Source organism: Pseudomonas sp. 21 (assembly GCF_000955805.1).
In the GTDB taxonomy this organism is placed as follows: Bacteria; Pseudomonadota; Gammaproteobacteria; order Pseudomonadales; family Pseudomonadaceae; genus Pseudomonas.
Genome location: NZ_JYOA01000005.1, coordinates 41,259 through 67,919, shown reverse-complemented (window position 1 = coordinate 67,919; position 26,661 = coordinate 41,259). Strand labels below are relative to the sequence as shown.

At 66.3% G+C, this 26,661-nt stretch carries 27 protein-coding genes and 1 tRNA gene; 15 read left to right on the top strand and 13 right to left on the bottom strand.

Features of this window, described 5'->3' with window-relative positions; translation table 11 throughout:
* The first annotated feature begins 95 nt into the window (after positions 1–95).
* Positions 96–794 (top strand): orotidine-5'-phosphate decarboxylase, encoded by a 699-nt coding sequence (pyrF, locus tag UB43_RS13085; RefSeq protein ID WP_045211514.1) that lies wholly within the window; start codon positions 96–98, stop codon positions 792–794.
* A gap of 158 nt (positions 795–952) precedes the next feature.
* Here the strand turns inward: pyrF and UB43_RS13080 are convergent, their stop codons facing one another.
* Positions 953–1,402 (bottom strand): multidrug/biocide efflux PACE transporter, encoded by a 450-nt coding sequence (locus UB43_RS13080; protein WP_045211506.1) that lies wholly within the window; start codon positions 1,400–1,402, stop codon positions 953–955.
* A gap of 132 nt (positions 1,403–1,534) precedes the next feature.
* Between UB43_RS13080 and UB43_RS13075 the strand changes: the two genes are divergently transcribed.
* The 6 genes from UB43_RS13075 to UB43_RS13050 all read left to right on the top strand — a co-directional run bounded on the left by UB43_RS13075 (position 1,535) and on the right by UB43_RS13050 (position 8,153).
* Positions 1,535–2,395 (top strand): LysR family transcriptional regulator, encoded by an 861-nt coding sequence (locus tag UB43_RS13075; protein WP_045211505.1) that lies wholly within the window; start codon positions 1,535–1,537, stop codon positions 2,393–2,395.
* Positions 2,396–2,507: 112 nt separating this feature from the next.
* Entirely contained in the window at positions 2,508–3,425 is a 918-nt protein-coding gene (locus UB43_RS13070) for a MoxR family ATPase (RefSeq protein ID WP_045211504.1), read from the top strand.
* Positions 3,426–3,435: 10 nt separating this feature from the next.
* Complete coding sequence (locus UB43_RS13065; RefSeq protein ID WP_045211502.1) at positions 3,436–4,389, top strand: DUF58 domain-containing protein; 954 nt, start codon at positions 3,436–3,438, stop codon at positions 4,387–4,389.
* Entirely contained in the window at positions 4,386–6,401 is a 2,016-nt protein-coding gene (locus UB43_RS13060; RefSeq protein WP_045211500.1) for a DUF3488 and transglutaminase-like domain-containing protein, read from the top strand. Before UB43_RS13065 ends, UB43_RS13060 begins: the two co-directional genes overlap by 4 nt.
* A gap of 68 nt (positions 6,402–6,469) precedes the next feature.
* A complete protein-coding gene (locus tag UB43_RS13055) occupies positions 6,470–7,240 on the top strand; it encodes a CHAD domain-containing protein (RefSeq protein ID WP_045211498.1) in 771 nt (256 codons plus the stop codon).
* A gap of 112 nt (positions 7,241–7,352) precedes the next feature.
* Positions 7,353–8,153 carry an acyl-CoA thioesterase II gene (locus UB43_RS13050; RefSeq protein WP_045211497.1) on the top strand — a complete coding sequence of 267 codons (801 nt, stop codon included), beginning with the start codon at positions 7,353–7,355 and terminating at the stop codon, positions 8,151–8,153.
* Positions 8,154–8,164: 11 nt separating this feature from the next.
* On the opposite strand, the gene UB43_RS13045 is transcribed toward UB43_RS13050, so the two are convergent.
* From UB43_RS13045 to UB43_RS13025, 5 genes are all read right to left on the bottom strand, one after another.
* Positions 8,165–9,742: a diguanylate cyclase gene (locus UB43_RS13045; protein WP_045212499.1), complete on the bottom strand. Its 1,578-nt coding sequence runs from the start codon at positions 9,740–9,742 to the stop codon at positions 8,165–8,167.
* Complete coding sequence (locus UB43_RS13040) at positions 9,742–10,188, bottom strand: molybdopterin-dependent oxidoreductase (protein ID WP_082085848.1); 447 nt, start codon at positions 10,186–10,188, stop codon at positions 9,742–9,744. The genes UB43_RS13045 and UB43_RS13040 overlap by 1 nt, the downstream gene beginning before the upstream one ends.
* A gap of 145 nt (positions 10,189–10,333) precedes the next feature.
* The gene (locus UB43_RS13035; RefSeq protein ID WP_045211494.1) at positions 10,334–10,693 is read right to left on the bottom strand and encodes an Mpo1-like protein; all 360 of its coding nucleotides are present in this window, start codon (positions 10,691–10,693) and stop codon (positions 10,334–10,336) included.
* Between the two features lie 115 nt (positions 10,694–10,808).
* Positions 10,809–12,287 carry a methyl-accepting chemotaxis protein gene (locus UB43_RS13030; protein WP_045211492.1) on the bottom strand — a complete coding sequence of 493 codons (1,479 nt, stop codon included), beginning with the start codon at positions 12,285–12,287 and terminating at the stop codon, positions 10,809–10,811.
* 137 nt (positions 12,288–12,424) lie between these two features.
* Positions 12,425–13,225, bottom strand: coding sequence for a TatD family hydrolase (locus tag UB43_RS13025; protein ID WP_045211490.1), 801 nt, complete (start codon positions 13,223–13,225; stop codon positions 12,425–12,427).
* A 224-nt stretch (positions 13,226–13,449) separates the two neighbouring features.
* On the opposite strand from UB43_RS13025, the gene UB43_RS13020 reads away from it, so the two are divergent.
* Positions 13,450–14,874, top strand: a complete 1,425-nt coding sequence (locus UB43_RS13020) for a transglycosylase SLT domain-containing protein (protein ID WP_045211485.1) — start codon at positions 13,450–13,452, stop codon at positions 14,872–14,874.
* Positions 14,875–15,016: 142 nt separating this feature from the next.
* Positions 15,017–15,451 carry a DoxX family protein gene (locus UB43_RS13015; protein ID WP_045211483.1) on the top strand — a complete coding sequence of 145 codons (435 nt, stop codon included), beginning with the start codon at positions 15,017–15,019 and terminating at the stop codon, positions 15,449–15,451.
* A gap of 84 nt (positions 15,452–15,535) precedes the next feature.
* Here the strand turns inward: UB43_RS13015 and UB43_RS13010 are convergent, their stop codons facing one another.
* On the bottom strand, positions 15,536–16,564 hold the full coding sequence (locus tag UB43_RS13010) for a YeiH family protein (RefSeq protein ID WP_045211481.1): 1,029 nt from the start codon (positions 16,562–16,564) through the stop codon (positions 15,536–15,538).
* A 75-nt stretch (positions 16,565–16,639) separates the two neighbouring features.
* Here UB43_RS13010 and UB43_RS13005 point away from each other — a divergent pair, with 75 nt between their 5' ends.
* Positions 16,640–17,557: a LysR family transcriptional regulator gene (locus UB43_RS13005; RefSeq protein WP_256205160.1), complete on the top strand. Its 918-nt coding sequence runs from the start codon at positions 16,640–16,642 to the stop codon at positions 17,555–17,557.
* Here UB43_RS13005 and thpR read toward each other — a convergent pair.
* Positions 17,543–18,061, bottom strand: a complete 519-nt coding sequence (gene thpR / locus UB43_RS13000) for an RNA 2',3'-cyclic phosphodiesterase (protein ID WP_045211479.1) — start codon at positions 18,059–18,061, stop codon at positions 17,543–17,545. The genes UB43_RS13005 and thpR overlap by 15 nt on opposite strands.
* 181 nt (positions 18,062–18,242) lie before the next feature.
* On the opposite strand from thpR, the gene UB43_RS12995 reads away from it, so the two are divergent.
* A complete protein-coding gene (locus tag UB43_RS12995) occupies positions 18,243–18,563 on the top strand; it encodes a hypothetical protein (protein ID WP_045211477.1) in 321 nt (106 codons plus the stop codon).
* Positions 18,564–18,656: 93 nt separating this feature from the next.
* Here UB43_RS12995 and greB read toward each other — a convergent pair whose 3' ends face one another.
* From greB to UB43_RS12980, 3 genes are read right to left on the bottom strand one after another with little or no spacing between them, the layout of a single operon-like run.
* On the bottom strand, positions 18,657–19,154 hold the full coding sequence (greB, locus tag UB43_RS12990; RefSeq protein WP_045211475.1) for a transcription elongation factor GreB: 498 nt from the start codon (positions 19,152–19,154) through the stop codon (positions 18,657–18,659).
* 41 nt (positions 19,155–19,195) lie between these two features.
* Entirely contained in the window at positions 19,196–21,697 is a 2,502-nt protein-coding gene (locus UB43_RS12985; RefSeq protein ID WP_045211473.1) for an ABC transporter permease, read from the bottom strand.
* 13 nt (positions 21,698–21,710) lie between these two features.
* Entirely contained in the window at positions 21,711–22,394 is a 684-nt protein-coding gene (locus UB43_RS12980) for an ABC transporter ATP-binding protein (protein WP_045211471.1), read from the bottom strand.
* A gap of 10 nt (positions 22,395–22,404) precedes the next feature.
* Between UB43_RS12980 and UB43_RS12975 the strand changes: the two genes are divergently transcribed.
* From UB43_RS12975 to UB43_RS12965, 3 genes are all read left to right on the top strand, one after another.
* A complete protein-coding gene (locus UB43_RS12975) occupies positions 22,405–23,010 on the top strand; it encodes an arylesterase (RefSeq protein ID WP_045211468.1) in 606 nt (201 codons plus the stop codon).
* 87 nt (positions 23,011–23,097) lie between these two features.
* Complete coding sequence (locus UB43_RS12970; RefSeq protein WP_045211467.1) at positions 23,098–23,376, top strand: hypothetical protein; 279 nt, start codon at positions 23,098–23,100, stop codon at positions 23,374–23,376.
* A 73-nt stretch (positions 23,377–23,449) separates the two neighbouring features.
* Positions 23,450–24,433, top strand: a complete 984-nt coding sequence (locus UB43_RS12965; RefSeq protein ID WP_045211466.1) for a L,D-transpeptidase family protein — start codon at positions 23,450–23,452, stop codon at positions 24,431–24,433.
* A 146-nt stretch (positions 24,434–24,579) separates the two neighbouring features.
* On the opposite strand, the gene oprI is transcribed toward UB43_RS12965, so the two are convergent.
* Together oprI and UB43_RS12955 are read right to left on the bottom strand one after the other, a co-directional pair.
* Complete coding sequence (gene oprI / locus UB43_RS12960) at positions 24,580–24,831, bottom strand: outer membrane lipoprotei OprI (protein WP_017517003.1); 252 nt, start codon at positions 24,829–24,831, stop codon at positions 24,580–24,582.
* A 413-nt stretch (positions 24,832–25,244) separates the two neighbouring features.
* A tRNA-Ser gene (locus UB43_RS12955) sits at positions 25,245–25,334 on the bottom strand.
* Between the two features lie 173 nt (positions 25,335–25,507).
* On the opposite strand from UB43_RS12955, the gene earP reads away from it, so the two are divergent.
* Positions 25,508–26,635 (top strand): elongation factor P maturation arginine rhamnosyltransferase EarP, encoded by a 1,128-nt coding sequence (earP, locus tag UB43_RS12950; protein ID WP_045211465.1) that lies wholly within the window; start codon positions 25,508–25,510, stop codon positions 26,633–26,635.
* Positions 26,636–26,661 lie beyond the last annotated feature (26 nt).

The following is a 26,661-nucleotide window of genomic DNA, read 5'->3' as shown; positions in this document are numbered from 1 at the left end:
GTCGGCGACGCAGCATTCCTGCCGGGCGGGCTACGGAAGTCGGCGCGTTTCTGCGACAATGCGCGCCGATTTTTTCGATACCCGCGAGAGAGCCCATGTCCGCCTGCCAGACCCCGATCATCGTCGCCCTGGATTTCCCCACCCGCGAAGCCGCGCTGGCGCTGGCTGACCAGCTCGATCCGAAGCTGTGCCGGGTGAAGGTGGGCAAGGAACTGTTCACCAGCTGCGCCGCCGGTATTGTCGAGACCCTGAACAGCCGCGGCTTCGAAGTCTTCCTCGACCTGAAGTTCCACGACATCCCCAACACCACCGCGATGGCCGTGCGCGCCGCCGCCGAGATGGGCGTGTGGATGGTCAATGTGCACTGCTCCGGCGGCCTGCGCATGATGAGCGCCTGCCGCGAGACCCTGGATGCCTTCAATGGCCCGTCGCCGCTGCTGATCGGCGTGACTGTGCTGACCAGCATGGAGCGTGAGGACCTGGCCGGCATCGGCCTGGACGTCGAGCCCCAGGAGCAGGTGCTGCGCCTGGCGGCCTTGGCGCAGAAGGCCGGCATGGACGGCCTGGTGTGCTCCGCCCAGGAGGCGCCGGCGCTGAAGGCCGCGCATCCGTCGCTGCAACTGGTCACCCCCGGCATCCGCCCGGCCGGCAGCGCCCAGGACGACCAGCGGCGCATCCTCACCCCGCGCCAGGCGCTGGACAACGGCTCCGACTACCTGGTGATCGGCCGCCCGATCAGCCAGGCCGCCGACCCGGCCAAGGCACTCGCCGAGATCGCTGCCAGCCTGGCCTGATCGCGTTCTTTCGGACATGAAAAAGCCCGCATCGCTGCGGGCTTTTTTGTTTTTGCTTTTTGTAGGAGCGAGGGGGACGCCCAGTCCTTGCTCGCGAACAGGATTACCCGGCGGCGAACGAGCTGGGCGGTTCGCGAGCAAGCTCGCTCCTACAGGGCTCAGCCGTGGACTTGAGCGGTTGACGTCGCCCGGCCGAACCAGCGCTCGCGCAGCACGTCGTACACCCAGTTGAACACCAGCGCGTAGGGCAGGAAGAACAGCACCAGGCCGATGTCGAGGATGAAGGCTTCCAGCAGGCTCACCGACAGCCACCAGGCAGCCAGCGGCACCAGCAGGATGATCAGGCCCAGTTCGAACAGCGAGGCATGCAGCACGCGCACCGACAGGGTGCGGCTGAAGCCCATGCGGTTCTGCGCGCGGTCGAAGGCGGCGTTGAACAGCATGTTCCACACGGTGGCGATGGCCGAGAACATCAGGGTCATGGCGCCCATGTGGCCCAGCGGTTTGTCCATCAGCCAGGCCAGTGTCGGTGCGCAGATGACGACCGCCAGCAGTTCGAAAAGGCCGGCGTGGAACATCCGCTCTTTCAGGCTTTTAGTGGGAGTCATGGGGTATCTCCAGGCATCAAGCTCTCAATTAACGAGAAGGCCGACTCCGTCGGTCTGGCGCCATTATCATCGGTCGACCGGCTGGATCTAAGTTGGATACCATCGGCTTAACCGATGGAAGAGAGTGCCACGATGCAATATTCCCCCGAATCCCTGCAGGCCTTCGCCGAGGCCGCCTGCCTGGGTTCCTTCAGCGCCGCCGCGCGCAAGCTGGGCAAGAGCCAGTCCACCGTCAGCGAGGCCATCGCCCGCCTGGAGATCGACCTCGGCCTGACCCTGTTCGACCGCAGCAGTCGCCAGCCTCAGCTGACCGAGGCCGGCCACGCGCTGCTCGGGCGGGTGGAGGAGGTGCTGATGGCCAACGACCGACTCGGCCAGCTCGCCCATCAGCTCGTCGGCGGGCTGGAGTCGCGGGTGACCCTGGCGATGTCGGACACCTACCAGTCGGCCGAATTCGAGGCCCGGCTGGCGGAGATCGACGCACGCTACCCGGATCTGGAGTTCGAATGGCTGATCGCCGAGGACAGCGATGTGCTCGACCTGGTCGTCCAGGGCCGCGCCAGTCTTGGCCTGCTCGCCGCTCAGAAGGACTACCCGCCAGACGTAAGCTCGGCGACCCTGAGCGAGCAGGCCGAGTTCGGCCTCTTCGTCAGCCGCGACCATCCGCTGGCTGCCCACGCGCAGGTAGAGCGCGAGGACCTGCTGGCCTACCGGGCATTGCGCCTGAACACCTACCTGGATGACGCGGCACCGATGCTCGGCGGCCGCTGCTGGAGCGCGCCCAACTACCTGCTGTTGCTGGACATGGCGGTATTGGGCTTCGGTTGGATCGAATTGCCCAGCTGGATGGTAGGACGCTTCGCCAGCGGGCGTATGCAGGAGCTGAAGGTCGCGGGCTGGCCGCGCCGGGTGGCGGTGGATGTGATCTGGTCGCGGCAACGCAGGCTGGGGCCCGCCTCGAGTTGGCTGGCGGAGCGATTGTTGGGGCGCTAGGCGCTCTGGATCACAGCTCTACATCACAGATTGCGGACTAAATGTGTCGAGACCTTTGATGCTCTGTCCTGGACCAGTAGGATCGGAGTTTTCCCAGGATGAGAGGGTCAGGATGCACGCCAAGCTGGAGAATTGTCTGAAGGCAGTCGATCAGGTGCTGCTCGGCAAGGAAGTGCAGGTAAGGCTGGCGTTGACCTGCCTGCTGGCCCGCGGTCACCTGCTCATCGAAGACCTGCCCGGCATGGGCAAGACCACCCTCAGCCATGCTTTGGCGCGGGTGCTGGGACTGAGCTTCCAGCGCATCCAGTTCACCTCCGACCTGCTGCCCGGCGACGTACTGGGAACCTCGGTGTTCGACAAGGACACCGGGCAGTTCGTCTTCCACGCCGGGCCGATCTTCTCCGAGCTGGTGCTGGCCGACGAGATCAACCGGGCCACCCCCAAGAGCCAGAGCGCGCTGCTCGAGGCCATGGAGGAGGGCCAGGTGACCATCGAGGGCGCGACCCGTCCGCTGCCCGAACCCTTCTTCGTCATCGCCACGCAGAACCCGGTGACCCAGGGCGGCACCTTCGCGCTGCCCGAGTCCCAGCTCGACCGTTTCCTCATGCGCCTGTCTCTGGGCTACCCCGGCCGCGCCGCCGAAAAGGCGCTGCTGCTGGGCGAGGCGCGCCGCGACCTGCTGCCGCGCCTGGAGCCGATGCTTGACCCGCAGGAGCTGCAGGTGCTGCAGGGCGAGGTGCTGGAGGTGCGCGCCAGCGATGCCCTGGTGGATTACGTGCTGCGCCTGGTGGAAGCCACGCGTACCCAGCCGGCCTTCGCCCTTGGCCTGTCGCCGCGCGGCAGCCTGGCGTTGCTCGCGGCGGCCCGTGCCTGGGCGCTGCTGGCCGGGCGTGACTATGTGATCCCCGAGGATGTGCAGGCCGTGCTGCCCTCGGTGGCCGGCCACCGCCTGCGTGACCAGGCCGACCCGGCCGGCCATGGCGGTGGCGCGCTGGTGCAGTGGTTGCTGCGCGAAGTCCCGGCTCTCTGAGAGGCTTGCCATGCTCGTCAAGGTCAGGCCGCTGTGGCAGAGCTGGATAGCCCGGCGCATACCGCCATCACCGTCGTTGCAGCTCAACCAGCGGCGCATCTTCATCATTCCCACGCGGCAGGGAATGGCCTTTGGCGTCGCCCTGGCGCTGATGCTGCTCACGGCGATCAACTACCAGAACAGCCTGGCGTACGGCCTGACCTTCCTGCTGCTGTCGCTGTTCATCGTCGCCATCCTCCACACCTACCGCAACCTGGGCGGCCTGCGCCTGACGGCGCTCGGTGCGCAGCCGGTGTTCGTCGGCGAACAGGCTGCGTTTCGTGTGCGCCTGGAAGGCGAAGGGCGCGCCCGGCAGGCCATCGGCCTGGGCTGGGAGGCCGAGCGTATGCAGTTCGCCGATGTCTCGGCAGAGCATGCTGAAGACGTGCTGCTGACGATGACGGCGCAGCAACGCGGCTGGCTGCGCCCGGGTCGCCTGCGCGTGGAAAGCCGTTTCCCGCTGGGGCTGCTGGTGGCCTGGAGCTGGGTGGACCTGGACCAGTCGGTGCTGGTCTACCCGCATCCGCAGCCCGGCGACCTGCCGCTTGAAGGCGGGGCGGCGGAGAGCGATGAAGAGGGCGTGCGTCCCAGTGGGCGCGGCGTCGACGATTACCAGGGGCTGCGGCCCTACCAGCCGGGCGACTCGCGCCGCCGCCTGCACTGGAAGGCCTATTCACGCGGCCAGGGCCTGCTGGTGAAGGATTTCTCGGCGCTGGCCGGGCGCAACGTCTGGCTGGAGTTCAACAGCCTGGGGGGCGATACCGAGGGGCGTCTTTCACGCTTGTGCTTCTGGGTCCTGCAGCTGTCATTGCGTCAGCAACCCTTCGGCCTGCGCTTGCCGGATGCGCAACTTTCGGTCGGCCTGGATGATGCCCATCGCGATGCCTGCCTGCGCGCCCTGGCGCTGCATGGGACCAAGCGATGAGCCGCGCGAGCGCCGCTTCCGCCCAGCCGATTCCAAGGGTTGCCCTGACCTGGCTGCTGGTAGCCCAGTCCGTGGTGATCATTCCGCACCTGGCACACTTGCCGCTGTGGATCGTCGCATTGTGGCTGGGCTGTGCGGCCTGGCGTATCCAGGTATTCCGCATGCGCGCCCGCTATCCCAGCGGCATCGCCAAGCTGGCTCTGGTCGCGGCGGCCGGGGTGGGGGTGTGGTTCTCCCGTGGCTCGCTGATCGGGCTGGATGCGGGCGTCGTGCTTCTGATCGCGGCCTTCGTGGTAAAGCTGGTCGAGCTCAAGACCCGCCGCGATGCCTGGGTGTTGATCCTGCTGGGCTTCTTCGCGGTGACCACCAGCTACCTGTTCCAGGACGACATCCTCGCCGCCGCCTTCAGCCTGCTGCCGGTACTGGCCCTGCTGGCGGCGGCTATCGGCCTGCAGCAGAGCAGCTTCGCCGCGCGCCCGATGCCGACCCTGCGTCTGGCCGGCGGCCTGCTGTTGCAGGCGCTGCCGCTGATGCTGCTGCTGTTCCTGCTGTTCCCGCGCATGGGGCCGCTGTGGTCGTTGCCGCTGCCGGGCGACAAGGCCATGACCGGGCTGAGCGACAGCATGGCGCCAGGAGACATGGTCGAACTGAGCCAGTCTCCCGCGTTGGCTTTCCGGGTGAGTTTCGACGGTCAGCCGCCGCCGCGCTCGCAGTTGTACTGGCGCGCCTTGACCCTGGAGCGCTTCGATGGTGTGCGCTGGAGCACCGCATTCCAGCGTGGCGATCGTCCACCGCAATGGCGGCAGCAGGGCGACCCCCTGCGGTACCAGGTCATCATGGAGCCCAACGGCCGGCCCTGGCTGTTCGCTCTGGACGTGGCGCAGACCAGCCTGGGCGATGCGCGAATGATGAGCGACTTCCACCTGGAGCGGCGCCTGCCGGTGCGCCAGGGGCTGCTGTACCGCGCCACCTCCTGGCCGGGCGCCCAGCTGGAGCCGGATGACGCCGCCCGCGCGCAGCGGATCAACCTTGCCTTGCCACAGGACGGCAACCCACGGGCTCGTGCCTGGGCACAGCAACTGCGCGAGCGCTACCCGCAGCCGGCAGGGTTGGTGCAGGCGATGCTCCAGCACCTGCGCGAGCAGCCGTTCCGCTACACACTCCGGCCGCCGGATGCCGGCCCGGAGCGCATCGACGGTTTTCTCTTCGACACCCGCGCCGGCTTCTGCGAGCACTACGCCGGCGCCATGACCTTCGTCCTGCGCGCAGCCGGTATCCCGGCTCGCGTGGTCACCGGCTACCAGGGAGGCGAAGCCAGTTCCTCGGGCAATTACCTGGCGATCCGCCAGTTCGACGCCCATGCCTGGGTGGAGTACTGGCAGCTTGGCCGGGGCTGGGTGCGTGTCGACCCGACGGCGGCCGTAGCTCCCGAGCGCATCGAGCAGGGGCTGGAAGCAGCCCTGAGCCAGGAAGGCAGCTTCCTGGAGTCCGATCCGTTTTCGCCGCTGCGCTACCGCAACTTTGCGCTGCTCAATCAGCTGCGCATGGCCTGGGACGACGCCAACTATGGCTGGCAACGCTGGGTACTGGGCTACCAGGCCGAGCAGCAGGGCGACATGCTGAAGCGCTGGTTCGGCGGGCTCGACCGGCAATGGATCGGTGTCCTGCTGATCGGCGGCGGCGCGCTGTTGCTGGGCTTGCTGGCACTGGTGTTGTTCAAGCCCTGGCGACGCACCGCCGATGTTCAGTTGCGCAGCTTCCAGCGCTTCGAGCGGATGCTCGCGCCGCTGGGGGTACGCCGTGAACCGGGTGAGGGCGCACGGGATTTCTGCCGTCGCGCCATCAAGGTCCTGCCGGCCCATGCACAGGCGATCCGCCGCTATCTGGATGCCTTCGAGAAACAGCGTTACGGCGGCGCGGCTGCGTCGCCAGCCGAGCTGCGCAGGCACCTGGCAAGCCTGCGCCGGGAGTTGCCCTGGCGGCTGCGGCTGTCACGCGGAAAAGGAACGTGACATTGCGCCCCTTGCCGCTGCGTTGGCCGGGGCTAACCTGATATTTCATCCTCTGAGTGGAGCCTGCCGTGACCTCCTTCTGCGATTACCTGGTAAGCCATCTGATCGAGCAGGAGGTTGCGCTGTTCGCCGCTTCTTCCCGCCTGAAGGCCGAATCCGACCCGGAAGCGCTGCACGACCTGCGAATCGCCGTGCGCCGGTTGCGCAGCCTGCTGCACCCGGTGCGGGGGATGCCCGGTATCGACGAACTGGAGCAGGCACTGGGTGACATGGGCCGGCTCAGCGGCCCGCTGCGCGACCTCGAAGTGCTGCTGCCGGTGCTGGAGGCCGAAGGCTACGAACGTGCAGCCGCGCTGCGTCGGCCGGCGTTGATCTCCGGCTACGTCACGCTGCTTGCCAGCCCGCAGTGGGAGCGCTTGATGATGCGCCTGGATGGCTGGCCACAGCTGTGGCGTACCTCCGAGCGCCACGGCGTGCTCAAGGGGCTGCACCGCAAGGTGGAAAAGCGCCTGGCCCGGGAGTGGCAGAAGCTGCGCGACGCCCTGAAGGACCCGGCCCACGACCGTCATCGCCTGCGCCTGTTGATCAAGCGGGTGCGCTATTCGCTGGAGGCCTATCCGGAGGAGTCTGCCGTGCCGCAACGCCTGCTGGCGCCGCTGAAGGACGCGCAAGCGGCGCTGGGCGACTGGCATGACTACGAGCAGTGGCTGATCCGCAGCGAGCGCGAGCTGGACCTGATGCCCTTGCAGCCGCACTGGAACGCCCGCCACGACCTCGCCGAACGCCTCGCCGACGAGAGTCTCGAAGCCCTGCAGAAAGCGCTGCATAGGGCGCATTGATGACAGGGCATTTCCTGTAAGGGACAAGGCTTTGGATGGTTTGCCGGGACTGCCGGTGCCCCTAAGATCGCAACCAATTGCCATTCTCCAGAAGCCTCAGGGAAGTCCGAACATGTCCTTCAGCGAAATGCTCCGGGCGGTGCGTACCGCGCCGTTGTCCATCGTCATCCCCGCCGCCTGGGCCCAGGGCCGCGCCAGTTTCGGCGGCCTGGTGGCGGCGCTGGCCTACGAGGCCATGGCGTCGGTGGCCGAGGCCGGACGGCCGGTGCGTTCGCTGGCGATCACCTTCGTCGGCCCCATCGAGGTGGAAGTGCCGGTGAGCTTCGAGGCCGAAGTCCTGCGCGAGGGCAAGTCGGTCAGCCAGGTGTTCTGCCGCGCCGTGCAGAACGGCCAGGTGGTGCTGCTGGCCCAAGGCAGCTTCGGGGTGGGACGCGAATCCAGCGTGCAGATGGATGGCCTGCCGCCGCCGGCCTTCAAGGCCGTGGAGGACTGCCAGGAACTGCCCTACATCCGCAAGCTGATGCCGGCCTTCACCCAGAACATCGCCATGCGCTGGGCCGTCGGGCATATGCCGTTCTCGGCCAGCCGCGAGCGCGAGATGGGAGGCTGGATGCGTTTCCGTGGCGACGACGTGGGCGAGGAGCCGATGGAGATCAGCCACCTGCTGGCGCTGATCGACGCCTGGCCGCCGGCCAACCTGCCGCACCTGAAATCGCCAGCGCCGTCCAGCTCGCTGACCTGGACCGTGGAGTTCGTCCAGCCGCTGCCGTCGATGCCGGCCAACGGCTGGTGCCAGTACCTGGCGACCATCGAGCATGCCCGCGATGGTTACGGCCATATCGCCGCCCAGACCTGGTCGGCCGACGGCCAGCTCCTGGCGATCGGCCGGCAGACGGTGACCATCTTCGGCTAGAAGCCGGTCAGCTAGAGACCGGGTGCGGTCTCCGTACGGTTGCGCCCGCCGGCCTTGGCTCGGTACAGGGCGCGGTCGGCGCGGGCCAGCAGGTCTTCCAGGCGCAGTTCACCTTCGCGTCGCTCGGCCACGCCGATGCTCAGGGTCAGGCGCACGCGGTTGCCGTCCTCGCTGGTGAACGACAGCGCCTGCACGCTGTTGCGTACCCGCTCGGCGACTTGCAGCGCCTGCTGCAGGTCGGTCTCCGGAAGGATCGCGGCAAACTCCTCGCCACCCAGGCGGCCGAGCAGGTCGACTTCACGCAACCCTTGGGTCAGCTCCTTGGCCACGGCCTGCAGCACCGCATCACCGAAGGCGTGGCCGTGGCTGTCATTGATCGGCTTGAAGAAATCGATGTCCAGCATCAGCGCCGCGCACTGGCGGTCGTAGCGTTGCGCGCTCTTGAGCAGGGCGACGCCGCGCTTGACGAAGGCGTGGCGGTTCTGCAGGCCGGTCAGCGGGTCGGTCGTGGCGAGCAGGCGCAGTTCCTGCTCCATGGTTTTGCGCTGGTTGATGTCGAAGCTCCACACCAGCGAGGCGGGCCGGCCATCTATTTCCATCTTGCGTGCCCAGACGATCGCCCAGTAGGCCGGGTTGCCCGCCAGGCGCGTTTCCCAGCTGTCCAGCTGGCCATTGTCGGCCAGTGACTGGCGAAAGCGCGCTTCCTCGTCCTGGTCATCGAACAACCGGTGCAGGGTGAAGGGCTCGTGCGGGCGGATGCCGGTGCGCTGCAACAGGCGCGGGCTGACGTAGTGGGCGCGGGAGTCTTCGTCGCTGAGCAGCGCCACGTCGCTGGGGCTGGTGTCGAGGATGTAGCGCAGCAGCGCCTTGCGTTCGCTCAATTCCTGGGTGCGCTGCTCGACGCGTTGCTCCAGCGACTGGTTGAGGTCGTGCAGGCGCTGGGTGAGCTGCAGCTTGCGCCGCGAGTTGGCGATCACCCGCAGGGCCAGCAGCACGCTGCACAGGCCCAGGCCGAAGAGCACCCAGGCCAGCAGGTTGAAGGCGCGTTGCAGGTCGAGTCGTTCGACGTCCATGTAGTTGGTCAGGGCGATGTTGGTGACCACCACCAGTTCGTGGGTGGGTTCGAGCAGGGGCGGCAGTTCGCGCAGCATCTCGCCGGCCAGCACCTGCGCCGCCGCCGGCTGGCCCCAGGGCGCGCGCCGGAGCCAGGCGTCGCTCAGACGCTGGATCGTCTCCAGCGTCGCCTGCACTTCCGGGCGGGGCACGACCAGGTAGCTATAGACGGGCGTGGTGCGCAGCGGCGGCAGGAGGCTGGCGAGCACCTCGACGCGGGTTGCCAGGGCATCGCTGTCACTCTGGCCGGCGAGCACCTGCCGGGCAGTGTTCAGCGAGCGTTCCAGCTCGGCGCGCAGCTGGTAGGCCTGCCACAGCTCGCTGTGGGCGTCGGGATGGGCCAACTGGCGGACGTGCTGGTGCACCATCAGCAACGCTGCGCCAGCGCCGGCGGTCAGCGCGGCGATCAGGCTGCTGAGGATGATGACGGTCAGGCGGCGATAGCGCCGCCTGGGAGGCTGCGGGGGCACGGCGATCACTCCAGGGTAATGCGGCTTACCTGCCAGACGGTGCGGTTGAAGTAGACCTGGGTCCGCAACTCCGGGTGATCGACCATCGGGTAGATGACGAACAGCGGGCCGCGCTCGGCGATGCCGAGGGCTTGGCCGTCGCGGTGGTAGGCGAGGATGGGATCGAAGGCGTCGAGGTCGCTCAGCGGAATCAGGGCGGAATAGTCGTTGAGTGCCTCGACTCGCAGGCGCTGCGCATCGCCGCGTTCGAAGCCGGCGAGCAGGGTGCTCAGGCGCACGCCCTGCCAGCCGTAGACCCGGGATTCGTCAGGGAGCATGGAGCGCCGCTCGGTCTGCGGCAGCGCTTCCAGGTCGCTCAGGCTGTAATGGCGCTGGAGTTGTGGCTGGCCTTTCACTGCAATGGTCAGCACGGTGCGCTCGGCCGCCGGTTCCGGGGCTGAGTGCGCGGGCATGACAATAAACAGGCAGGCAAAAATGCCAATAAAATGACGAAAAGCCGACATCTCAACAGCTCGTGACGAAATCTCGACGATTATATCGGCGAACCTGCCGGGTACTTGAATGGCCGAAATGCCGCGCCTTTCTGTGATGGCCGGCTCAGCGGTCGCGACTTCGCCAGGCGCGCCACCATTTGCCGCTGAGGACGAAGCGCGGGAAGGTGACGAACTGCTCGACCAGCAGACGGCTGATGGCGTCCTTGCGGTCGCTGAAGGGTTCGGGCGCCTGCTCTTCGAGCTTGTGCCCGCGGCCCTGGATGGCCAGCGAGGCGACCATGCCGATCACGCCCAGCAGGATCGCCGACAGGCTCAGGCCGAGCAGCCCGCTGAGCAGGGTCAGGGCGCCGAGGATGAACAGCGGGACGGCGATGATGTGCAACGCCAGGTTGGTCGGGTTGCGGTGGTTGGCGGCGTAGCCCTGCCATTGCCAGGCGAGGAGGTTGGGGTGACGTTTGCCCATGGTGCTGCTCCCGAGACTGAGAAGCCCGCCTGTGCGCAGGCGGGCGGAATGTCAGCAGTCTAGGTGCTGCCCCGAAGCCCGCGCCAATGGGCGCAGGCTATGCGGGCGATAGGAATTACAGGCGCAGCTGGCGGATGGCGCGGCTGAGTTCGCCGGCGAGGTCCGCCAGCTGGTGGCTGGTGCCGGCCGAATCGACGGTCTGCTGCACGGTGTGCTCGGTGACGTCGCGGATGCCCACCACCGAACGGGTCATTTCCTCGGCCACCTGGCTCTGCTGCTCGGCGGCCACGGCGATCTGGGTATTGCTCTCGCGCATCAGCGCCACGGCCGAGGCGATGGCCGCCAGGGCCTCGCCGGCCTCGCGGGCTTCCTCGACGCAGCCGTCGGCCTTGATCGAGCTCTCCTGCATGAACTCCACGGCGTCGCGGGTGCCGGACTGCAGCGCGTTGATCATCTGGGTGATCTCGTCGGTGGAGTCCTGCACGCGCTTGGCGAGGTTGCGCACTTCATCGGCGACCACGGCGAAGCCGCGGCCCATTTCGCCGGCGCGGGCGGCCTCGATGGCGGCGTTGAGGGCGAGCAGGTTGGTCTGTTCGGCGATGCCGTGGATCACGCTGACCACGCTGCTGATCTTGTGGCTGTCCTGGGCCAGCTGCTGGATCATCTCGGCGGTCTGCTGCACGCCCTGGGACAAACCGGCGATGGACTGGCCAACACGGCCGACGACCTGCTGGCCATTGCCGGCGAGGCGATCGGCTTCCTGCGACTGGTCGCGGGTGTCGGCGGCGTGCTGGGCGATGTGGTGGACGGTGGTCGACATCTCGTTGATGGCAGTGGCGGCCTGGTCGGTCTCGCTCTGCTGGCCGAGCATGCCCTGGCGCACCTGGCCCATGCTGTTGGCGAGGCTGCGCGCGCCTTCGTCGAGGCGCCCGGCAGCCTGGGCGACGGTGCCGACCACACGCTGGTAGCCCGCCTGCATGGCGTTGAAGGCGGTGGCCATCTGGCCGACTTCGTCGCGGCTTTCCAGCGGCACGCGGGCGGCCAGGTCGCCGCTCTTCTCCACGTGAAGCATCACGTCGCGCAGGGTCAGCAGGTGGGTGAGGATGAAGCGGATCAGCAATTGCGAGGCGGCCAGCAGGGCCAGCATCAGCACCAGCACAGCACCGGCGAAGGGTAGGGCGCGGTCCTCGAAGACGCTCCAGAAGTCGGCGCCGGGGGCGAGCACGGCGATGCGCTGGCCGTTGCCGATGTCCTGTACGTAGGCGCCGGCCAGCACGCCATTGCGGCCCTGCGCACCCTGCAGGTCGACCCAGCCGCTGGCGCGGGCGAGGGCCGAGCCGTCGACACCGGCGATCTGTGGCGCGCTGCCGCTGGCGAAGCTGACGAGGTTCGGCGAAGTCGGCAGCGCCGAGCCCGCCGGCCAGCCCTTGAGCATCTGGGCCTGGGCTTCGGCACCCTGGCGTGCCTGCTGGTTGCGCCCGTCGAGCTCCTGGTGCATGGCGAACAGCACCAGCAGCAGGGTGGTGACGAAGGCGACCGCGTTGACGGCCCAGAATTTGTACTTGAGGGAAATATCGCGGATCCAGGCGGCCATAGATGTCTTCTTGTCGGTCGAATAGTGGCAGGGCGCCATTATTGTCGTGAAAAGGGATGAAGGTGGCCATTGATGGGAATCAAGCCACCTTCCGCTCCCGACTTATCGGCCGAGGAAGGGCATTCTTGAGAGCCGGTTCAAATTTCCGGGAGGCCAAAGAAGCGCCGCGCGCACTCGGTGGTATGGGCAGCGACGCGCTCTGCGCTCTCGCCACGGTGCTGGGCCACACAGCTCAGCACTTCGGGCAGGTAGGCCGGCTGGTTGCGGCCATTCTTGGGCTTCGGCCGCAGCGTGCGTGGCAATAGATAAGGTGCGTCGCTTTCCAGCATCAGCCGGCCTTCGGGAATTTCCCGCACCAGTTCCTGCAGGTGGGTGCCGCGGCGTTCGTCGCAGATCCAGCCGGTGATGCCGATGTGCAGGTCGAGGTCGAGGTAGGAATAAAGCGTGCGGCGCTCGCCGGTAAAGCAATGCACCACGGCTGCCGGCAGCTTGTCGCGGAAGTCCCTGAGGATCGCCAGCAGGCGCTCTCCGGCATCGCGCTCGTGGATGAATACCGGCAATTGCAGTTCCACCGCGAGGCCCAGCTGTTCTTCGAAAGCCTTCTCCTGCTGCGGGCGCGGCGAAAAGTCGCGGTTGAAGTCCAGGCCGCATTCGCCGACCGCCTTGACCCGGTCCTCGGCCAGCAGTCCGCGAAGTACCTTGGCGCTGCCGCTGTCCCAGTGGCTGGCTTCGTGCGGATGGACGCCGGCGGTGCAGTAAAGACGCTGTTCTTCGTCCAGTTGCCGGCACAGCTCCAGGGCCTGCTCGCTGTCGTCCAGGCTGGTTCCGGTCAGCACCATCTGCACGACGCCGGCCTCGATGGCGCGAGCGAGGACCGCTTCACGTTCCGGGGCGAAGCTCGGGTGGGTGAGGTTGACGCCGATGTCGATCAGTTGCATTTTTGTTCCCTTTGTTCGGAAGCGGAGCATAGCAAAAGCCGCTTTTTTGACGAAAATTCTTCAAAAACAACAGGTTGAGAAACATTCCGAAGATCTGGCGGAAGTTTCGGGTTGGTGTTTATCCCCTCCTGTGAGAGTCTTGCGCGCCCTTGGCGGTCGGGAACTACCGGCCGAAACCGCACTCTAATCGGCCCACCGCCGAGTGCGAGCCCCCGGAGAGCTGGATGACCCGACTGTTGCTGCTACTGCTGTGCCTCGTGGCCCTGACGCCACTGCCAGCGGCTGCGCGCCTGACCGCCCAGCCGGAAAACTGGGAGCAGGAAAGCAGCGACGCCCGCGACCTGGCCACCATCCGATCCGGTGGCACTCTGCGGGTCCTGGTCAACCAGAGCCGCAACAGCTCCGGCGAAATCAAGGGCGAACCCATCGGCATCGAATACCGCCGCCTTCGCGCCTTCGAGCAGTACCTCAACGACAGCGCCCCGGGGCGCAAGCCGCTCACCATCAAATTCATTCCCAAGGCCAAGGATCAATTGCTCGGCGCGCTGCAGCGCGGTGAAGGCGATCTGGTCGCGCCCGGGGAAGTCCTGCTGGCCCGCGATGGCCAGAACGTCAGCCCCAGCCTGCCGTGGAAGGCCGACGTGCCGCTGGTGCTGGTGACCAGGCAGGGCAACCGCAAGTTCGTGCGCCTGGAGCAACTGGCCGGCCGCACCATCACCCTGCCAGCCGGCAGCGCCGCCGGCGAGGCGGTGCGCAAGGTCAACGAGCGCCTGGCGCAGAAGCGCATGGCGCCGCTGGTGCTGGAGTGGACCGATTCCTCCCTGGCCGTGGAAGACGTGCTGGAGATGGTCCAGGCCGGCATCTTCAATTACACCGTGGTCGAGCAGCCCATCGCCGAGCGCTGGAGCAAGGTTTTCACCAAGCTGCGTGTCGACCGCCACCTGGTGCTGGACAACAGCGAGCCGATGGCCTGGTACGTTCGCCGCGATGCGCCGATGCTGCGCGCCAGCGTCAACCGCTTCCTCAAGGACTATCGCGCCCCGGCGGACCAGGATGCGGCTTTCCAGCGCCTGTACCGTCGCGCCTACCAGGTGCGCAACCCACTGCTGGTTCCCGACCGCAAGCGCCTGGAAGCCGTGCGCCCGACCCTGCAACGCTACGGTGAGCAGAGCAAGGTCGACTGGTTGGCCCTGGCCGCGGTGGGTTTCAAGGAGTCCAACCTGAATGCCGGCGCGCGCGGCGCCGGCGGCGCCACCGGGCTGATGCAGATCACCCCGGCGGCGGCCCGCGCCGTGGGCGTGGATACCGTGCACCAGAAGGAGAACAACGTGCAGGCAGCCAGCCGTTACATGGCCATGCTGCGCAAGCGCTTCTTCTCCAGTCCGCGCATCAATGAACGGGACCGCATGGCTTTCGTTCTGGCTGCCTACAATGCCGGTCCCGAGCGGGTGCAAAGCCTGCGTGCGGAGGCCAAGCGCCAGGGCCTGAACCCCAACCAGTGGTTCTTCCAGGTCGAGCGCGTGGCGGCCGAGCAGTTGGGCATGGGCGTGGTGAACTACGTCAGCAGCGTCAACAAGTACTATCTTGCATATCAGCGGGAACGTGATGGCCTCGAGCCACGTGAGAGCGTGGCGGCAATCAAGAAATAATCGGTTTATTCGATAGTTATTAGCGCGATTTTGCGCTTTTGATATCGGAAAAACTGGATATATTGGTCGCCAAGCAACCACGGTTGTCACCTACTTCCTACGCAACCCTTCGCTCCCACTAGAGCTCGCATAAGGACGCACCATGAACTCGCTGATCAAATCCATCCTGACCACCAACGCTGGCGCCGGCATCGCCGTCCTGCGCATCACCACCGGCCTGACCTTCATGGCTCATGGCTCGCAGAAGCTCTTCGGCGCCTTCGGTGGCCCCGGTCTGCAAGGCATGGCGGGCTGGCTGGAATCCCTCGGCGTGACTCCCGGCTACCTGATGGCCACCCTGGCCGGCAGCGCCGAATTCTTCGGCGGCCTGGCCCTGGTCCTCGGCCTGCTGGTGCGCCTGGCGAGCATCCCGTTGATCGTCGCCATGCTGGTCGCAGTGTTCAGCGTGCACCTGGCCAACGGCTTCTTCATCACCGCCAACGGCTTCGAATACGCCTTCACCCTGATCATGATCAGCGTCGCGCTGCTGATCAGCGGCGCTGGCCCGTTCTCCCTGGACCGCAAGCTGTCCAGCTGATACATCAGCCAGCAGAAACGAAAAAGGGCGGACACCTGAGGTGTCCGCCCTTTTTTTCGTCTGCGTGAATGGCTGGCCAGTGAATCAGTGGAACAGGTACTGCACCCCGCCATTGATCAGGCCACCGCCCACCAGCAGGAAGGCGAACAGCCCGGCGCCCAGCAGCAGCGGCTTGGGGCCTTCCTTGCGCAGGTCGCCCAGGCGGGTGGCCAGGCCCAGGGCGGCCATCGCCATGCCGAGCATCACGTCATCCAGTTGCTGCAGCGGCGCCAGCCAGCTTTCCGGCACCCAGCCCAGCGAGCGCAGGCCGGTCACCAGCAGGAAGAACACGGCGAAACCGGGAATGTGCAGTTTGCGGCGCGCGCCGGGCTCGGCGGCTTCGGCGAAACCGACGCGGCCGAGGATCAGCAGCGCCGGGGCCAACAGCAGGACCCGCAACATCTTGCTGATCAGCGCGGCGTCGGCGGCGGCGGGGTCCATGGCGCGGCCGGCGGCAACCACCTGGGCGACTTCGTGGATGGTCGAGCCGGTGAACACCCCGAAGGCCTGCTCGCTGCCGAACAGGTTGGGCAGCGCCGCGTAGATCATCGGGTGCAGCAGCATTGCCAGGGTGCCGAACAGTACGACGGTGGCTACGGCAACGGCGGTGTGCTCGGCGCGCGCCTTGAGTACCGGGCTGCTCGCCATGACCGCGGCGGCGCCGCAGATGGCGCTGCCGGCGCCGATCAGCAGGGCGCTTTCGCGCGGCAACTTGAGCCAGCGTTCGCCGATCCACCAGGCGACGGTCAGGGTGCTGGCGACCATCAGTACGTCGATGATCAATGCCGCCGGGCCGAGGGCGGCGATGTCCTGGAAGGTCAGGCGCAGGCCATAGAGCACCACGCCCAGGCGCAGCAGTTGCTGGCGCGACAGGTCGATGCCGGGGCGGATGCTGCCGAAGCGGGCCAGGCCGAGGTTGCCGGCCAGCAGGCCGATGAGGATCGCCAGGGTCAGGCTGCCGAGCCCCAGGTGCTGCAGCGCGGGGATTTCCATGAGCTGGCGGGAGCCGAAGGCGATGCCCAGGCAGAGCAGGGCACCGGGGAAGTAGTAGGGCAGGCGGCGAAGGGCGTTCATTACAGGCTCCTTGTGTAAGGTGAAGCCATGGTGCCGCTGCCTTGCTTAGTGTAAAAACGGATTGTTCTTATTGGGATGACCGGTTTTATCGATATGGGCCCGCGTATCACCCTTCGCCAACTGGCGACCTTCACCGCGATTGCCGAACTGGGCAATGTCACCCAGGCCGCGGCACGCATCGCGCTTTCGCAGTCTGCCGCCAGCCAGGCGTTGCAGGAACTCGAGCGCGCACTCGGCACGCGCCTGTTCGACCGTAGTGGCAAGCGGCTGGCGCTGAACGACAATGGCCGCGCCTTCTACCCCAAGGCCAGTGCGCTGCTGGCGCAGAGCGCCGAACTGGAGAGCCTGTTCGAATCGGCGCCGGTGCAACTGAGCCTCGGTGCCAGCCGCAGCATTGGCGGCTACCTGCTGCCGCAGGTGATGGCCGGCTTTCTCGGTGAGCTGCCTGAAAGCCGCCTGGAGCTGCAGGTCGCCAACAGCGGCGGGGTGATCGAGGCGCTGGCCGAGTTCCGCCTGGACGTGGCCTTCATCGAAGCGCCGATCCAGCATCCGCAGATCCAGCTCACGCCCTGGATGGCCGATGAGCTGCTGCTGGTAGTGGCGCCGGACCACCCTCTGGCGCTGGCCGAACGCGTCAGCCTGAAGGATCTGGCGGCGGCTCGCTGGGTGCTGCGCGAAGCCGGTTCGGGCACACGGGTGACATTCGAGCAGCAGGTGTTGCCGCGTCTGGGTAGCGTCAACGCGCCCCTGGAGGTGAGTAACGCCGAGGCGATCAAGCATCTGGTGGGCAGCGGTTTCGGCATCGGCTGCCTGTCGCAGCGCGTGGTGCAGGCGGAGCTTGCGCGCGGCGAACTGGTGAGTCTGGACAATCCGCTGGGACCGCTGCGGCGCACCTTCTTCCGCGCGCTGCATATCGACAAGTACCCCACGGCTGGCCTGCGCCGCTTCCTCGATTACGCCCAGGACTGGGCGGCGCGATCAGACGCTGTCTAGCGGCCACTCGCCAATGGCGCGGTAGCGCACGCCGGTGGGGCTGTTCTCCGAGCTGAACAGCGTCACGGCCTGGGCTGGCAGCAGGAAGCAGGGCGTGGCGGCCGGCGTATGGTGGGCATGGCGAGCGAGGGTGATGTGCGGATGGAACGGGCGATGCTCGACCTCGAATCCACCCGCCCGCAGTTCCTCGCGCAGGGCGTGCACAAGCTCGTGCAGTGTTGCCGGAATGCTGCCGGGGGCCAGATGAAGGATGCCGTTGCTCCACCGCGCGAGGTGGTCCAGCTCAAGGTTGAATCCCTGGCGTGGCAGACGTTCGCCGATGGCGCGCAATTCTGCCTTGCGCCCGCGCGGCACGGAGCCGAGAAAGGCCAGGGTCAGGTGCATGTTGCCCTGTGCTACGGGCTGGCCGTCATGGTGCAGGCTGTCGCGCCAGGAGCAGATGCGCGCCGCCAGTTCCGTCGGGCAGGGCAGGGCGAAGAACAGCCGCATGGGGGGTGTGGTCATCGACTGAAGTCTCCTTGACAGCTTTGCCGGGGCTTCTCTAGGATGCCGCACAGCGCCGATTTAAGTAGCAACTTGCGGGGCGCGGATGCAGCGATGGCTGACATCGAAATACCGCTAAAGCGCTGGTTCGGTGTGCCTCTCGCCGCGTCCAGCAGGACCCCTGAGGCGGAGACGTGACACCATGACCTGTCCCAACCCGCATGTGCGCCTGGCCCCGATCACCACGGGCTTGGTGCGTCGCAATCCGAAGATTCTCCTGGGCGGCAATCACCAGCCCACCCTCGTCCGTTACCTCGATGGCTGGCCCAAGCGCTGGAACGGCTCGCGTACCTTCCTGATCCAGTTTGCCGAAACCTTTGCCGATCTCGCGCGCTTCCCTTCCGACAGCTTTGACTTCGCGGTGGTGCAGTCGCCGGTGGCCGAGCAGTTGGAGTCGGCCATCCACGAGCTGACTCGTGTCGCTCGGCAGGGTTTGATCACCCGGCGTCCTCAGCCGCTCTGATCCTGTAGGAGCGAGCTTGCTCGCGAATGGATTCACCGGCAGCTCCGGCGCCGGGCGGGTTCGCGANCAAGCTCGCTCCTACACGCATATGCCTCAGGGATAGTCGATTTCCACCACGAACCACAGCTTCTCGCCGGAGGGGCTGCGCACCATCACCTCGGCGTCCAGTTCCTTGCCCACCAGGGCGCGGGCCAGGGGCGAGTCGATGCTGATGTGGTTGTTGCGCAGGTCCAGTTCGTCCGGACCAACGATGCGGTAGCGGGCCTGCTCGCCGTCCTCGTCTTCCAGGGTGACCCAGGCGCCGAAGTAGACCTTGTTCGGGTCGGCCGGGCGCTCGCTGACCACCTTGCAGTTCTCCAGGCGCTTGCGCAGGAAGCGCACGCGGCTGTCGATCTCCCGCAGCATCTTCTTGCCGTAGGTGTACTCGGCGTTCTCCGAGCGATCACCTTGCGCGGCGGCCTCGCTGACCGACTGGGTCACCTGTGGCCGGCGCACGTTCCACAGTTCATGCAGTTCGGCGCGCAGTCGCGCTTCGCCTTCGGGAGTGATCAGCGGGGTACCGGCGGGGCGGGGCGGGCGATAGCGGCTCATGGCATCCAGTGCGGCGAGAGTGATCGGGGCAGTCTACCCGATCAGCTCTCGCGCAGCAGGCGCAATGGGCTCACGTTGAGCGCGCGGCGCGTCCCCAGCAGCCCGGCGCCACCCACCAGCAGCGCCCCCAGTAGCGGCAGCCCCAGCAGCCAGGGATGCGGGCTCCATGGCAGGTCGAACACCAACCGGTAGAGCAGGTAGCTGATCAGCTCGCAGCCCAGTGCCGCCAGCAGGCCGCTGACCGCGCCGAGCAGGGCGAACTCGCTGCGCCGCGTGCGCATCAACAGGCTGCGTTCTGCACCCAGGGCGCGCAGCAGCGCACCCTGGCGCAGGCGCTCGTCGAGCGTCGCCTGCAGCCCGGCGAACAGCACCACGAAGCCGGCGGCAAGGACGAATACCAGCACGTACTCCACCGCCAGCGTCACCTGGTCGAGGATGCTGCGCAGCTGCGCCAGCAGCGCGTCCACGGGCAGCAGGGTGACGGTGGGGTAGGCGCGGGCCAGTTCGATCAACTGGCGCTCCTGGCTGGCCGGCAGATAGAAACTGGTGAGGTAGGTCACCGGCAGGTCGGTCAGGGTGCCCGGCTCGAAGACCATGAAGAAGTTGGGCTGGAAGTTGTCCCACTTCACCGAGCGCAGGCTGCGGATCTGCGCTTCGCGGGTCTGCCCGGCAACGGTGAAGCTCAGGTGGTCGCCGACCTTCAGGCCGAGGTTGCCGGCGAGCTTCTCTTCCACCGAGACGCCTGGCAGCTCGCTCTTCTCGCCCGCTTTCCACCAGTCGCCAGAGACGATCTGGTTGCCTGCGGGCAGGCGTGCGGACCAGGTCAGGCCGAGGTCGCGTTGCAGGGCGCGCTCGCTGCGGATGTCTTCGTTCATCGCGTGGACGGGCTTGCCGTTCACCGCTACCAGCCGACCCGGCACCATCGGGTAGAGGTCCTCGGCGTTGGGCGACAGCGCCTTCACCCGTTGCTCGAAGCCGTCTTTCTCGGCCGGCAGGATGTTCAGGGCGAAATGGTTCGGTGCATTGGGTGGCAGTTGCGCGTGCCAGGTGTCCAGCAGCTCGCCGCGCAGCAGGGCGATCAGCGCCATGGCCAGCAGGATGAGGCCGAAGGCGAGACTCTGCCCGGCGGCGGCCAGCGGGTAACGCAGCAATTGGCCGAGGCCCAGGCGCCAAGGCAGGCTGGCCCCTTGCAGCGCGTTGCGCAGGCCGCGCAGGGCGAGCAGCAGGATGAAGCCGAGGACCACCGCGGCAATAGCGCCGCCGCCGAGCAGGGCGAGGGTGAGTTTCAGGTCCAGGCTCAGGCGCCACATGATCAGGCCGAGGGCGAGCAGCGCGCAGCCGTAGGCCATCCAGGTACGCATCGGCACCGGCAGCAGGTCGCTGCGCAGTACCCGCAGCGGCGGTACGCGGCCGAGGGCGGCGAGCGGTGGCAAGGCGAAGCCGGCGAGCGCGACCAGGCCGGTGGCCATGCCGGCCAGCGCGGGAACAATGCCGGCCTCGGGGATCTCCGGCGGCAGCAGGTTGCCCAGCAGGTGCATCAGGCCGAGTTGTGCGAGCCAGCCGATGAAGGCGCCGCAGGCACTGGCAGCCAATCCCAGCATGAGCAGTTGGCTGCCATACAGTAGCAGGGCTTCGCGGCGCGACAGGCCCAGGCAGCGCAGCAGTGCGCTGGCGTCGAAGCGGCGGGTGGCGAAGCGGTTGGCCGACAGCGCCACGGCCACGCCGGCGAGCAGCACGGCGGCAAGGCTGGCGAGGTTCAGGTAGCGTTCGGCGCGCTCCAACGCGTCGCCGATCTGGCGGTTGCCGTGGTGGGCGTCCTGCAGTTCCTGGTTGGCGGCAAGGTTGCCCTGGGTTGCCTGCCGGTAGGTTTGCAACGCATCGTGCGCGCCGCCCCAGAGGTCGCGATAGCGCACCCGGCTGCCGGGCTGCACCACGCCGGTGGCATCTAGGTCGTGCAGGCTCATCATCACGCGTGGGGTGAGGCTGTAGAAGTCGCCGGCGCGGTCCGGTTCGTAGGTCAGCACGCGGGCGATACGCAGAGACTGGCGGCCGATGTCGACGCTGTCGCCGATCTTCAGGTCGAGGCTGGCCAGCAGGCGCGACTCGACCCAGATATCGCCCGGCACCGGACGGCCGCCCTCGACCTCCGGCTGCAAGGGGGCCGGCGCGCTCTTCAGTTCGCCGCGCAACGGATAGCTGTCGCCGACGGCCTTCACGCTGCTCAGCTGGATGCCGTTGTCGGTGGCCACCACGCTGGAGAACTCAACGCTCTGCGCGTGTTGCAGACCCAGTTTGAGGCCGCTGTCGATCTGCTCCTGGCGCGCCGGCTGGGTGCCGGTGAGCACCAGGTCGGCGCCAAGGAATTCGGGGGCACGCACCAGCATCGCGCCGTTCAGGCGTGCGCTGAAATAGCCGATGGCGGAGCTGGCCGCGACCGCCACCAGCAGGGCGAAGAACAGCACGCGCAGTTCGCCGCTGCGCCCCTCGCGCCACAGCTGGCGCAGGGACAGGCGGAACAGGTTGGGCAGCGACAGTGGCTTCATCGGCTCTCGTCCGTCAGGGTTCGACGTGGTCGATCAGGTGGCCGCTTTCCAGGCGGATGTGACGCTGGCAGCGGTGGGCGAGGCGTTCGTCGTGGGTCACCAGGACGAGGGTGGTGCCGCGCTCGCGGTTCAGCTCGAAGAGCAGGTCGCTGATGCGCTCGCCGGTGTGGGTGTCGAGGTTGCCGGTGGGCTCGTCGGCGAACAGCACGTCCGGCTCGGCGGCGAAGGCGCGGGCGATGGCGACTCGCTGCTGCTCGCCGCCGGAGAGCTGGCGCGGGTAGTGGGTGAGGCGCTGGCCGAGGCCGACGCGTTCCAGCAACTCGCGGGCGCGCTGCTCGGCGTCCTTCCGGCCATCGAGCTCCAGCGGCAGCATGACGTTCTCCAGCGCATTGAGGCTGTCGAGCAGTTGGAACGACTGGAAGACGAAGCCGACGTGGGCGGCGCGCATCCGCGCGCGCTGGTCTTCATCGAGGCTGCAGAGGGTGTGGCCGAGCAGGACGATCTCGCCGCCGCTGGGCAGGTCCAGCCCGGCCAGCAGGCCGAGGAGGGTGGACTTGCCCGAGCCGGAGCTGCCGACGATGGCGAGGCTGTCACCGCGGGAGAGGTCGAGGGAGAGGTCGTGGAGGATGGTCAGCTTGCCTTCCGCGCTGGAAACAACCTTGCTAAGGTTCCGCGCGGTGAGAATGCTTTCGCTCATGGAGAATCCGATGCGTGCATGGCTAATGGGCGGCTGCCTGGCGTTGCTTCTGATCACGCAGCAGGCCGCGGCGCAGACGCTGTTGGTCGTCGGCGATAGTATCAGCGCCGGTTTGGGGCTGGATACCAGCCTGGGTTGGGTCAGCCTGCTGGACAAGCGCCTGAAGGAGCAGGGTTTCGACTACCAGGTGGTGAATGCGTCGATCTCCGGCGACACCACGGCGGGAGGCCTCGCGCGGCTGCCGGCGCTGCTTTCGGAGCAGAAGCCGAAGCTGGTGGTGATCGAACTGGGTGGCAACGATGGCCTGCGCGGAATGGCGCCGGCGCAATTGCAACAGAATCTTGCCTCCATGGTGGATCAGTCGCGCCAGGCGGGCGCGAAGGTCGTCCTGCTGGGAATGCGCCTGCCGCCGAACTACGGGCAGCGCTATACCGATGCATTCGCCAAGGTCTTCGACAGCGTGGCGCGCGAGCAGAAGATTGCGCTGGTACCGTTCTTCCTCGAAGGAGTTGGTGGTGTGCAGGACATGATGCAGGCCGATGGGATTCATCCGGCGGTGGCGGCACAGCCTAAACTGCTCGACAACGTGTGGCCGACGCTCAAACCCTTGCTGTGATAGGCGGCTGCAGTGATAAACCACTGAATCGAGGCTTCCCCGCGCCCGGCCTTTCGGCTATGTTTGCGCACCCTTCTGGAACCCCCTATGTCGCGCCCCGCCTGGACCCTCTTCGCCTACCAGTTGATCGAACCCGATGAGCAGCTGGACCTGTTCGCCTGCCGCGAAGTGCGGGTGCACCTGGTTGCGCGCCAATTGGAGCTGGGAACCCCGGCCGACCGCACCTTGTGCGGCAGCTTGCTGCCGGCGCAGCCGCTGTGGCGCGGCGCCGAGAGGCCGTTGCTGCGCGACCGGCGAATCTGCGCGGCCTGCCTGAAACAACTGGAAGAGGAAAAGCGCGGCGCGCGCAGTTCCTGGCTCGTCTGATATCTCCCGTTGACGGGGCTTGCGGTGGTAAACTGATCACCCTTTGCTCATTGCCCACGTCAAGGATCCTCGGATGTTGTCGCGCGTCATTGCCGCCTGCTCGCTGTCCCTCGCCGCGCTGCTCTCGGCCGGCCCCGTTTCCGCCATTGAATTGCCGCTGCCGGCGCCGGGCGACGATATCGTCGGCCAGGTCCAGGTCATCAAGGCCAAGTACGAAGACACCTTCGCCGACCTTGGCGAGAAATACGGTCTCGGCTACTCCGAGATGATCGCCGCCAACCCGGGCGTCGACGCCTGGCTGCCGGGTGTGGGCACCGAGGTCATCATTCCGACCCGTTTCGTCCTGCCGGCCGGCCCGCGCGAAGGCGTGGTGATCAACCTCGCCGAATACCGCCTGTACTACTTCCCCAAGGACAAGAACGTCGTCTACACCTACGCCCTGGGTATCGGTCGTGAGGGCTGGGGTTCGCCAGTGGGCAGCACCAGTGTGATCGCCAAGACCAAGGATCCGGCCTGGTATCCGCCGGCATCGATCCGCGCCGAGCACGCTGCCGACGGTGATCCGCTGCCGACCGTGGTGCCGCCGGGCCCGGACAACCCGCTGGGTCCGTACAAGATGAGCCTGGGCTTCCACGGCTACCTGATCCACGGCTCGAACAAGAAGTTCGGCATCGGCACCCGTACCAGCCACGGTTGCTTCCGTATGTACAACTGGGACGTGACCCAGCTGTTCTCGATGATTCCGGTGGGCACCAAGGTGCGCATCATCAACGAGCCGTACAAGTTCGGTCGCAGCGAAGGCAAGATCTACCTCGAAGCCCATGCGCCCATCGATGACAACGGTGATCCGTCCGTCGTCGACAAGCACACCGCGGTGATCAACGCCCTGCTCAAGCGCGAAGACATCGCCAGCCAGATGCAGATGGACTGGAACGTGGTGCGTGAAGTGGTTGCCGCCGAAGACGGCCTGCCGGTTGCCATTGCCCAGCCGCAGCAAGTGCAGCAGGGTGGTTCGGTTGCCGCCACTGTTGACCAGGACGCCGTGCCGCTGCAGTAACTTGTAGCGCGCACTAAGAAGCCCGCCGACCGTTACCGGTCGAGCGGGCTTTTTGTTGTCCGCCTGCTTTGTCGTGGAGACAAGACTGCGGGCATAAAAAAACCGACCCCGAGGGGTCGGTTCTTTCGAACAGATCCGAAGATCTATTACTTGCGGCTGGCTTTGTCCAGCATACGCAGGGCGCGCTCGTTAGCCTCGTCAGCGGTCTGCTGGGCTTTCTGAGCGGCGGCCAGAGCTTCGTCAGCCTTGCGATAGGCTTCATCGGCACGGGCTTGAGCGCGAGCAGCGGCGTCTTCAGTAGCGGTCAGACGTGCTTCGGTTTCTTTCGAGTGGCTGCTGCAACCGGTGGCCAGAACAGCAGCCAGAGCCAGAGCAGAGAATTTCAGAACGTTGTTCATCGTGTTCCCCTTAAGGTGGACATTTCCATTAAAAGCAATCTCCCATGACTGGGAAATTAGCCGGACTACATAGTACCCATTACTTGTAGTAAGTAAACTGACCAAGCGCAAGTACGGCACTTTTTTTTCATGTTACGGGTGCTGTTAGCAGTTGTCCGAGGCCGATTTGGGCAAAAACTGTCCAATCTGGCAAAGGAGTGTTGCTAACAGGTGTCAGGCGGGGTCTGAGGCGGGTTTCCGGGTTGCGGAACCAAGCTGCCAGATGACTGTCGACAATGGTCGAACAACTGTTTAATCGCCGTTGCGCATTTGTCCAACTGACAACTTGCAACTAGGCCGCAACAGGTGAAGAAAGTGTGAAGGGGAAAACGAAAAAGCCCGGCTAATTGCTTAGCCGGGCTTTTTCATGAATCTGGCGGTGAGGGAGGGATTCGAACCCTCGATACGATTTCTCGTATACACACTTTCCAGGCGTGCTCCTTCAACCGCTCGGACACCTCACCAGATTTCTCGACAGCGCTGTGTCTGTCGAGGCGCGCACTTTACTCAAAGGTTTCTTCCTTGGCAAATCTTTTTTGAAAATTTTTTCCAAGGGATTCATCGGCTTAAGGAGCATGGCTGGGATCGCGGGTACACTGGCGCCTTCTGAGGCACGCTCTGCTACGTAGGAAAGCGCATGGCCAGCTGGGACATCTTCTGCAGCGTAGTCGACAACTATGGCGATATCGGCGTCACCTGGCGTCTGGCCCGGCAACTGGCCGCAGAGCATCGGCAGCAGGTGCGGCTGTGGGTCGACGACCTGGCTGCCTTCGTGCGTATCTGTCCGGCGGCCGATGGCGCGGCCGACGTGCAGCAGCAATCGGGCGTGGACGTTCGCCTGTGGCCGAAGCCCTGGCGGGACACTCCCGCAGCGGATGTGGTGATCGAGGCCTTCGCCTGCGAAATGCCGGCTGCCTATATAGAAGCGATGCGCGAGCGGCAGGCGCCTGCGCTGTGGCTGAACCTGGAATACCTCAGTGCCGAGTCCTGGGTGGAGTCCTGCCATGGATTGCCGTCGATGCAGGCCAGTGGGCTGCAGAAGTATTTCTATTTCCCCGGCTTCACCGCTGCCACCGGCGGACTGTTGCGGGAGGGTGAGCTGATCGCCCGGCGCGATGCCTTCCAGGCCGATCCGGCGGCCAGCCTTGGCTTCCTGCAAGGTCTGGGTGTGTACCCGCAGGTTCAGGAGCGGCGCATGTCCCTGTTTGCCTATGAGAATGGCGCGCTGGGGGGGTGGCTTGATGCGCTGGCCGGAAGCAGCGCCGCCACCTTGTTGCTGGTGCCGGAGGGCAGGGTGCTGGCCGATGTCGAGCGCTGGGCGGGGCAGGCACTGGGAATAGGGGGGCAGTACCAGAAGGAGGCCCTGCGTGTGCAGGTGTTGCCCTTCCTGCGCCAGGAAGACTACGACCCGCTGCTGTGGAGTTGCGATTTCAATGCGGTGCGTGGCGAGGATTCGTTCGTGCGGGCGCAATGGGCGGGGCGGCCATTCGTCTGGCACATCTATCAGCAGGATGAGGATATCCATCTGGAGAAGCTGGAAGCTTTTCTGGCCCTGTTCTGCGAGGGGATGGACGAGACGCTGCGGGTGGCGTTGCAGGCTTTCTGGATGGCCTGGAATGGCCAGGGTGATATCGGCGATGCCTGGCAAAAGCTGGAAAGCCGGCTGCCGGAGTGGGCCGCGTGGATTGGCAATTGGCAGCGGCGCCTGAGTGAACAAACCGATCTTGCCGCGGGGCTGGTGCGTTTTTATACAAATTGGCTATGATATGGCCCCTGATTTTTGTCTCCAAT

Excerpts from the sequence above, each read along its gene's own strand:
- pyrF (WP_045211514.1), top strand. The coding sequence starts at position 96 with ATGTCCGCCTGCCAGACCCCGATCATCGTCGCCCTGGATTTCCCCACC.
- UB43_RS13080 (WP_045211506.1), bottom strand. The coding sequence starts at position 1,402 with ATGACTCCCACTAAAAGCCTGAAAGAGCGGATGTTCCACGCCGGCCTT.
- UB43_RS13075 (WP_045211505.1), top strand. The coding sequence starts at position 1,535 with ATGCAATATTCCCCCGAATCCCTGCAGGCCTTCGCCGAGGCCGCCTGC.
- UB43_RS13070 (WP_045211504.1), top strand. The coding sequence starts at position 2,508 with ATGCACGCCAAGCTGGAGAATTGTCTGAAGGCAGTCGATCAGGTGCTG.
- UB43_RS13065 (WP_045211502.1), top strand. The coding sequence starts at position 3,436 with ATGCTCGTCAAGGTCAGGCCGCTGTGGCAGAGCTGGATAGCCCGGCGC.
- UB43_RS13060 (WP_045211500.1), top strand. The coding sequence starts at position 4,386 with ATGAGCCGCGCGAGCGCCGCTTCCGCCCAGCCGATTCCAAGGGTTGCC.
- UB43_RS13050 (WP_045211497.1), top strand. The coding sequence starts at position 7,353 with ATGTCCTTCAGCGAAATGCTCCGGGCGGTGCGTACCGCGCCGTTGTCC.
- UB43_RS13040 (WP_082085848.1), bottom strand. The coding sequence starts at position 10,188 with ATGCCCGCGCACTCAGCCCCGGAACCGGCGGCCGAGCGCACCGTGCTG.
- UB43_RS13035 (WP_045211494.1), bottom strand. The coding sequence starts at position 10,693 with ATGGGCAAACGTCACCCCAACCTCCTCGCCTGGCAATGGCAGGGCTAC.
- UB43_RS13030 (WP_045211492.1), bottom strand. The coding sequence starts at position 12,287 with ATGGCCGCCTGGATCCGCGATATTTCCCTCAAGTACAAATTCTGGGCC.
- UB43_RS13025 (WP_045211490.1), bottom strand. The coding sequence starts at position 13,225 with ATGCAACTGATCGACATCGGCGTCAACCTCACCCACCCGAGCTTCGCC.
- UB43_RS13020 (WP_045211485.1), top strand. The coding sequence starts at position 13,450 with ATGACCCGACTGTTGCTGCTACTGCTGTGCCTCGTGGCCCTGACGCCA.
- UB43_RS13015 (WP_045211483.1), top strand. The coding sequence starts at position 15,017 with ATGAACTCGCTGATCAAATCCATCCTGACCACCAACGCTGGCGCCGGC.
- UB43_RS13010 (WP_045211481.1), bottom strand. The coding sequence starts at position 16,564 with ATGAACGCCCTTCGCCGCCTGCCCTACTACTTCCCCGGTGCCCTGCTC.
- UB43_RS13005 (WP_256205160.1), top strand. The coding sequence starts at position 16,640 with ATGACCGGTTTTATCGATATGGGCCCGCGTATCACCCTTCGCCAACTG.
- thpR (WP_045211479.1), bottom strand. The coding sequence starts at position 18,061 with ATGACCACACCCCCCATGCGGCTGTTCTTCGCCCTGCCCTGCCCGACG.
- UB43_RS12995 (WP_045211477.1), top strand. The coding sequence starts at position 18,243 with ATGACCTGTCCCAACCCGCATGTGCGCCTGGCCCCGATCACCACGGGC.
- greB (WP_045211475.1), bottom strand. The coding sequence starts at position 19,154 with ATGAGCCGCTATCGCCCGCCCCGCCCCGCCGGTACCCCGCTGATCACT.
- UB43_RS12985 (WP_045211473.1), bottom strand. The coding sequence starts at position 21,697 with ATGAAGCCACTGTCGCTGCCCAACCTGTTCCGCCTGTCCCTGCGCCAG.
- UB43_RS12980 (WP_045211471.1), bottom strand. The coding sequence starts at position 22,394 with ATGAGCGAAAGCATTCTCACCGCGCGGAACCTTAGCAAGGTTGTTTCC.
- UB43_RS12975 (WP_045211468.1), top strand. The coding sequence starts at position 22,405 with ATGCGTGCATGGCTAATGGGCGGCTGCCTGGCGTTGCTTCTGATCACG.
- UB43_RS12970 (WP_045211467.1), top strand. The coding sequence starts at position 23,098 with ATGTCGCGCCCCGCCTGGACCCTCTTCGCCTACCAGTTGATCGAACCC.
- UB43_RS12965 (WP_045211466.1), top strand. The coding sequence starts at position 23,450 with ATGTTGTCGCGCGTCATTGCCGCCTGCTCGCTGTCCCTCGCCGCGCTG.
- oprI (WP_017517003.1), bottom strand. The coding sequence starts at position 24,831 with ATGAACAACGTTCTGAAATTCTCTGCTCTGGCTCTGGCTGCTGTTCTG.
- earP (WP_045211465.1), top strand. The coding sequence starts at position 25,508 with ATGGCCAGCTGGGACATCTTCTGCAGCGTAGTCGACAACTATGGCGAT.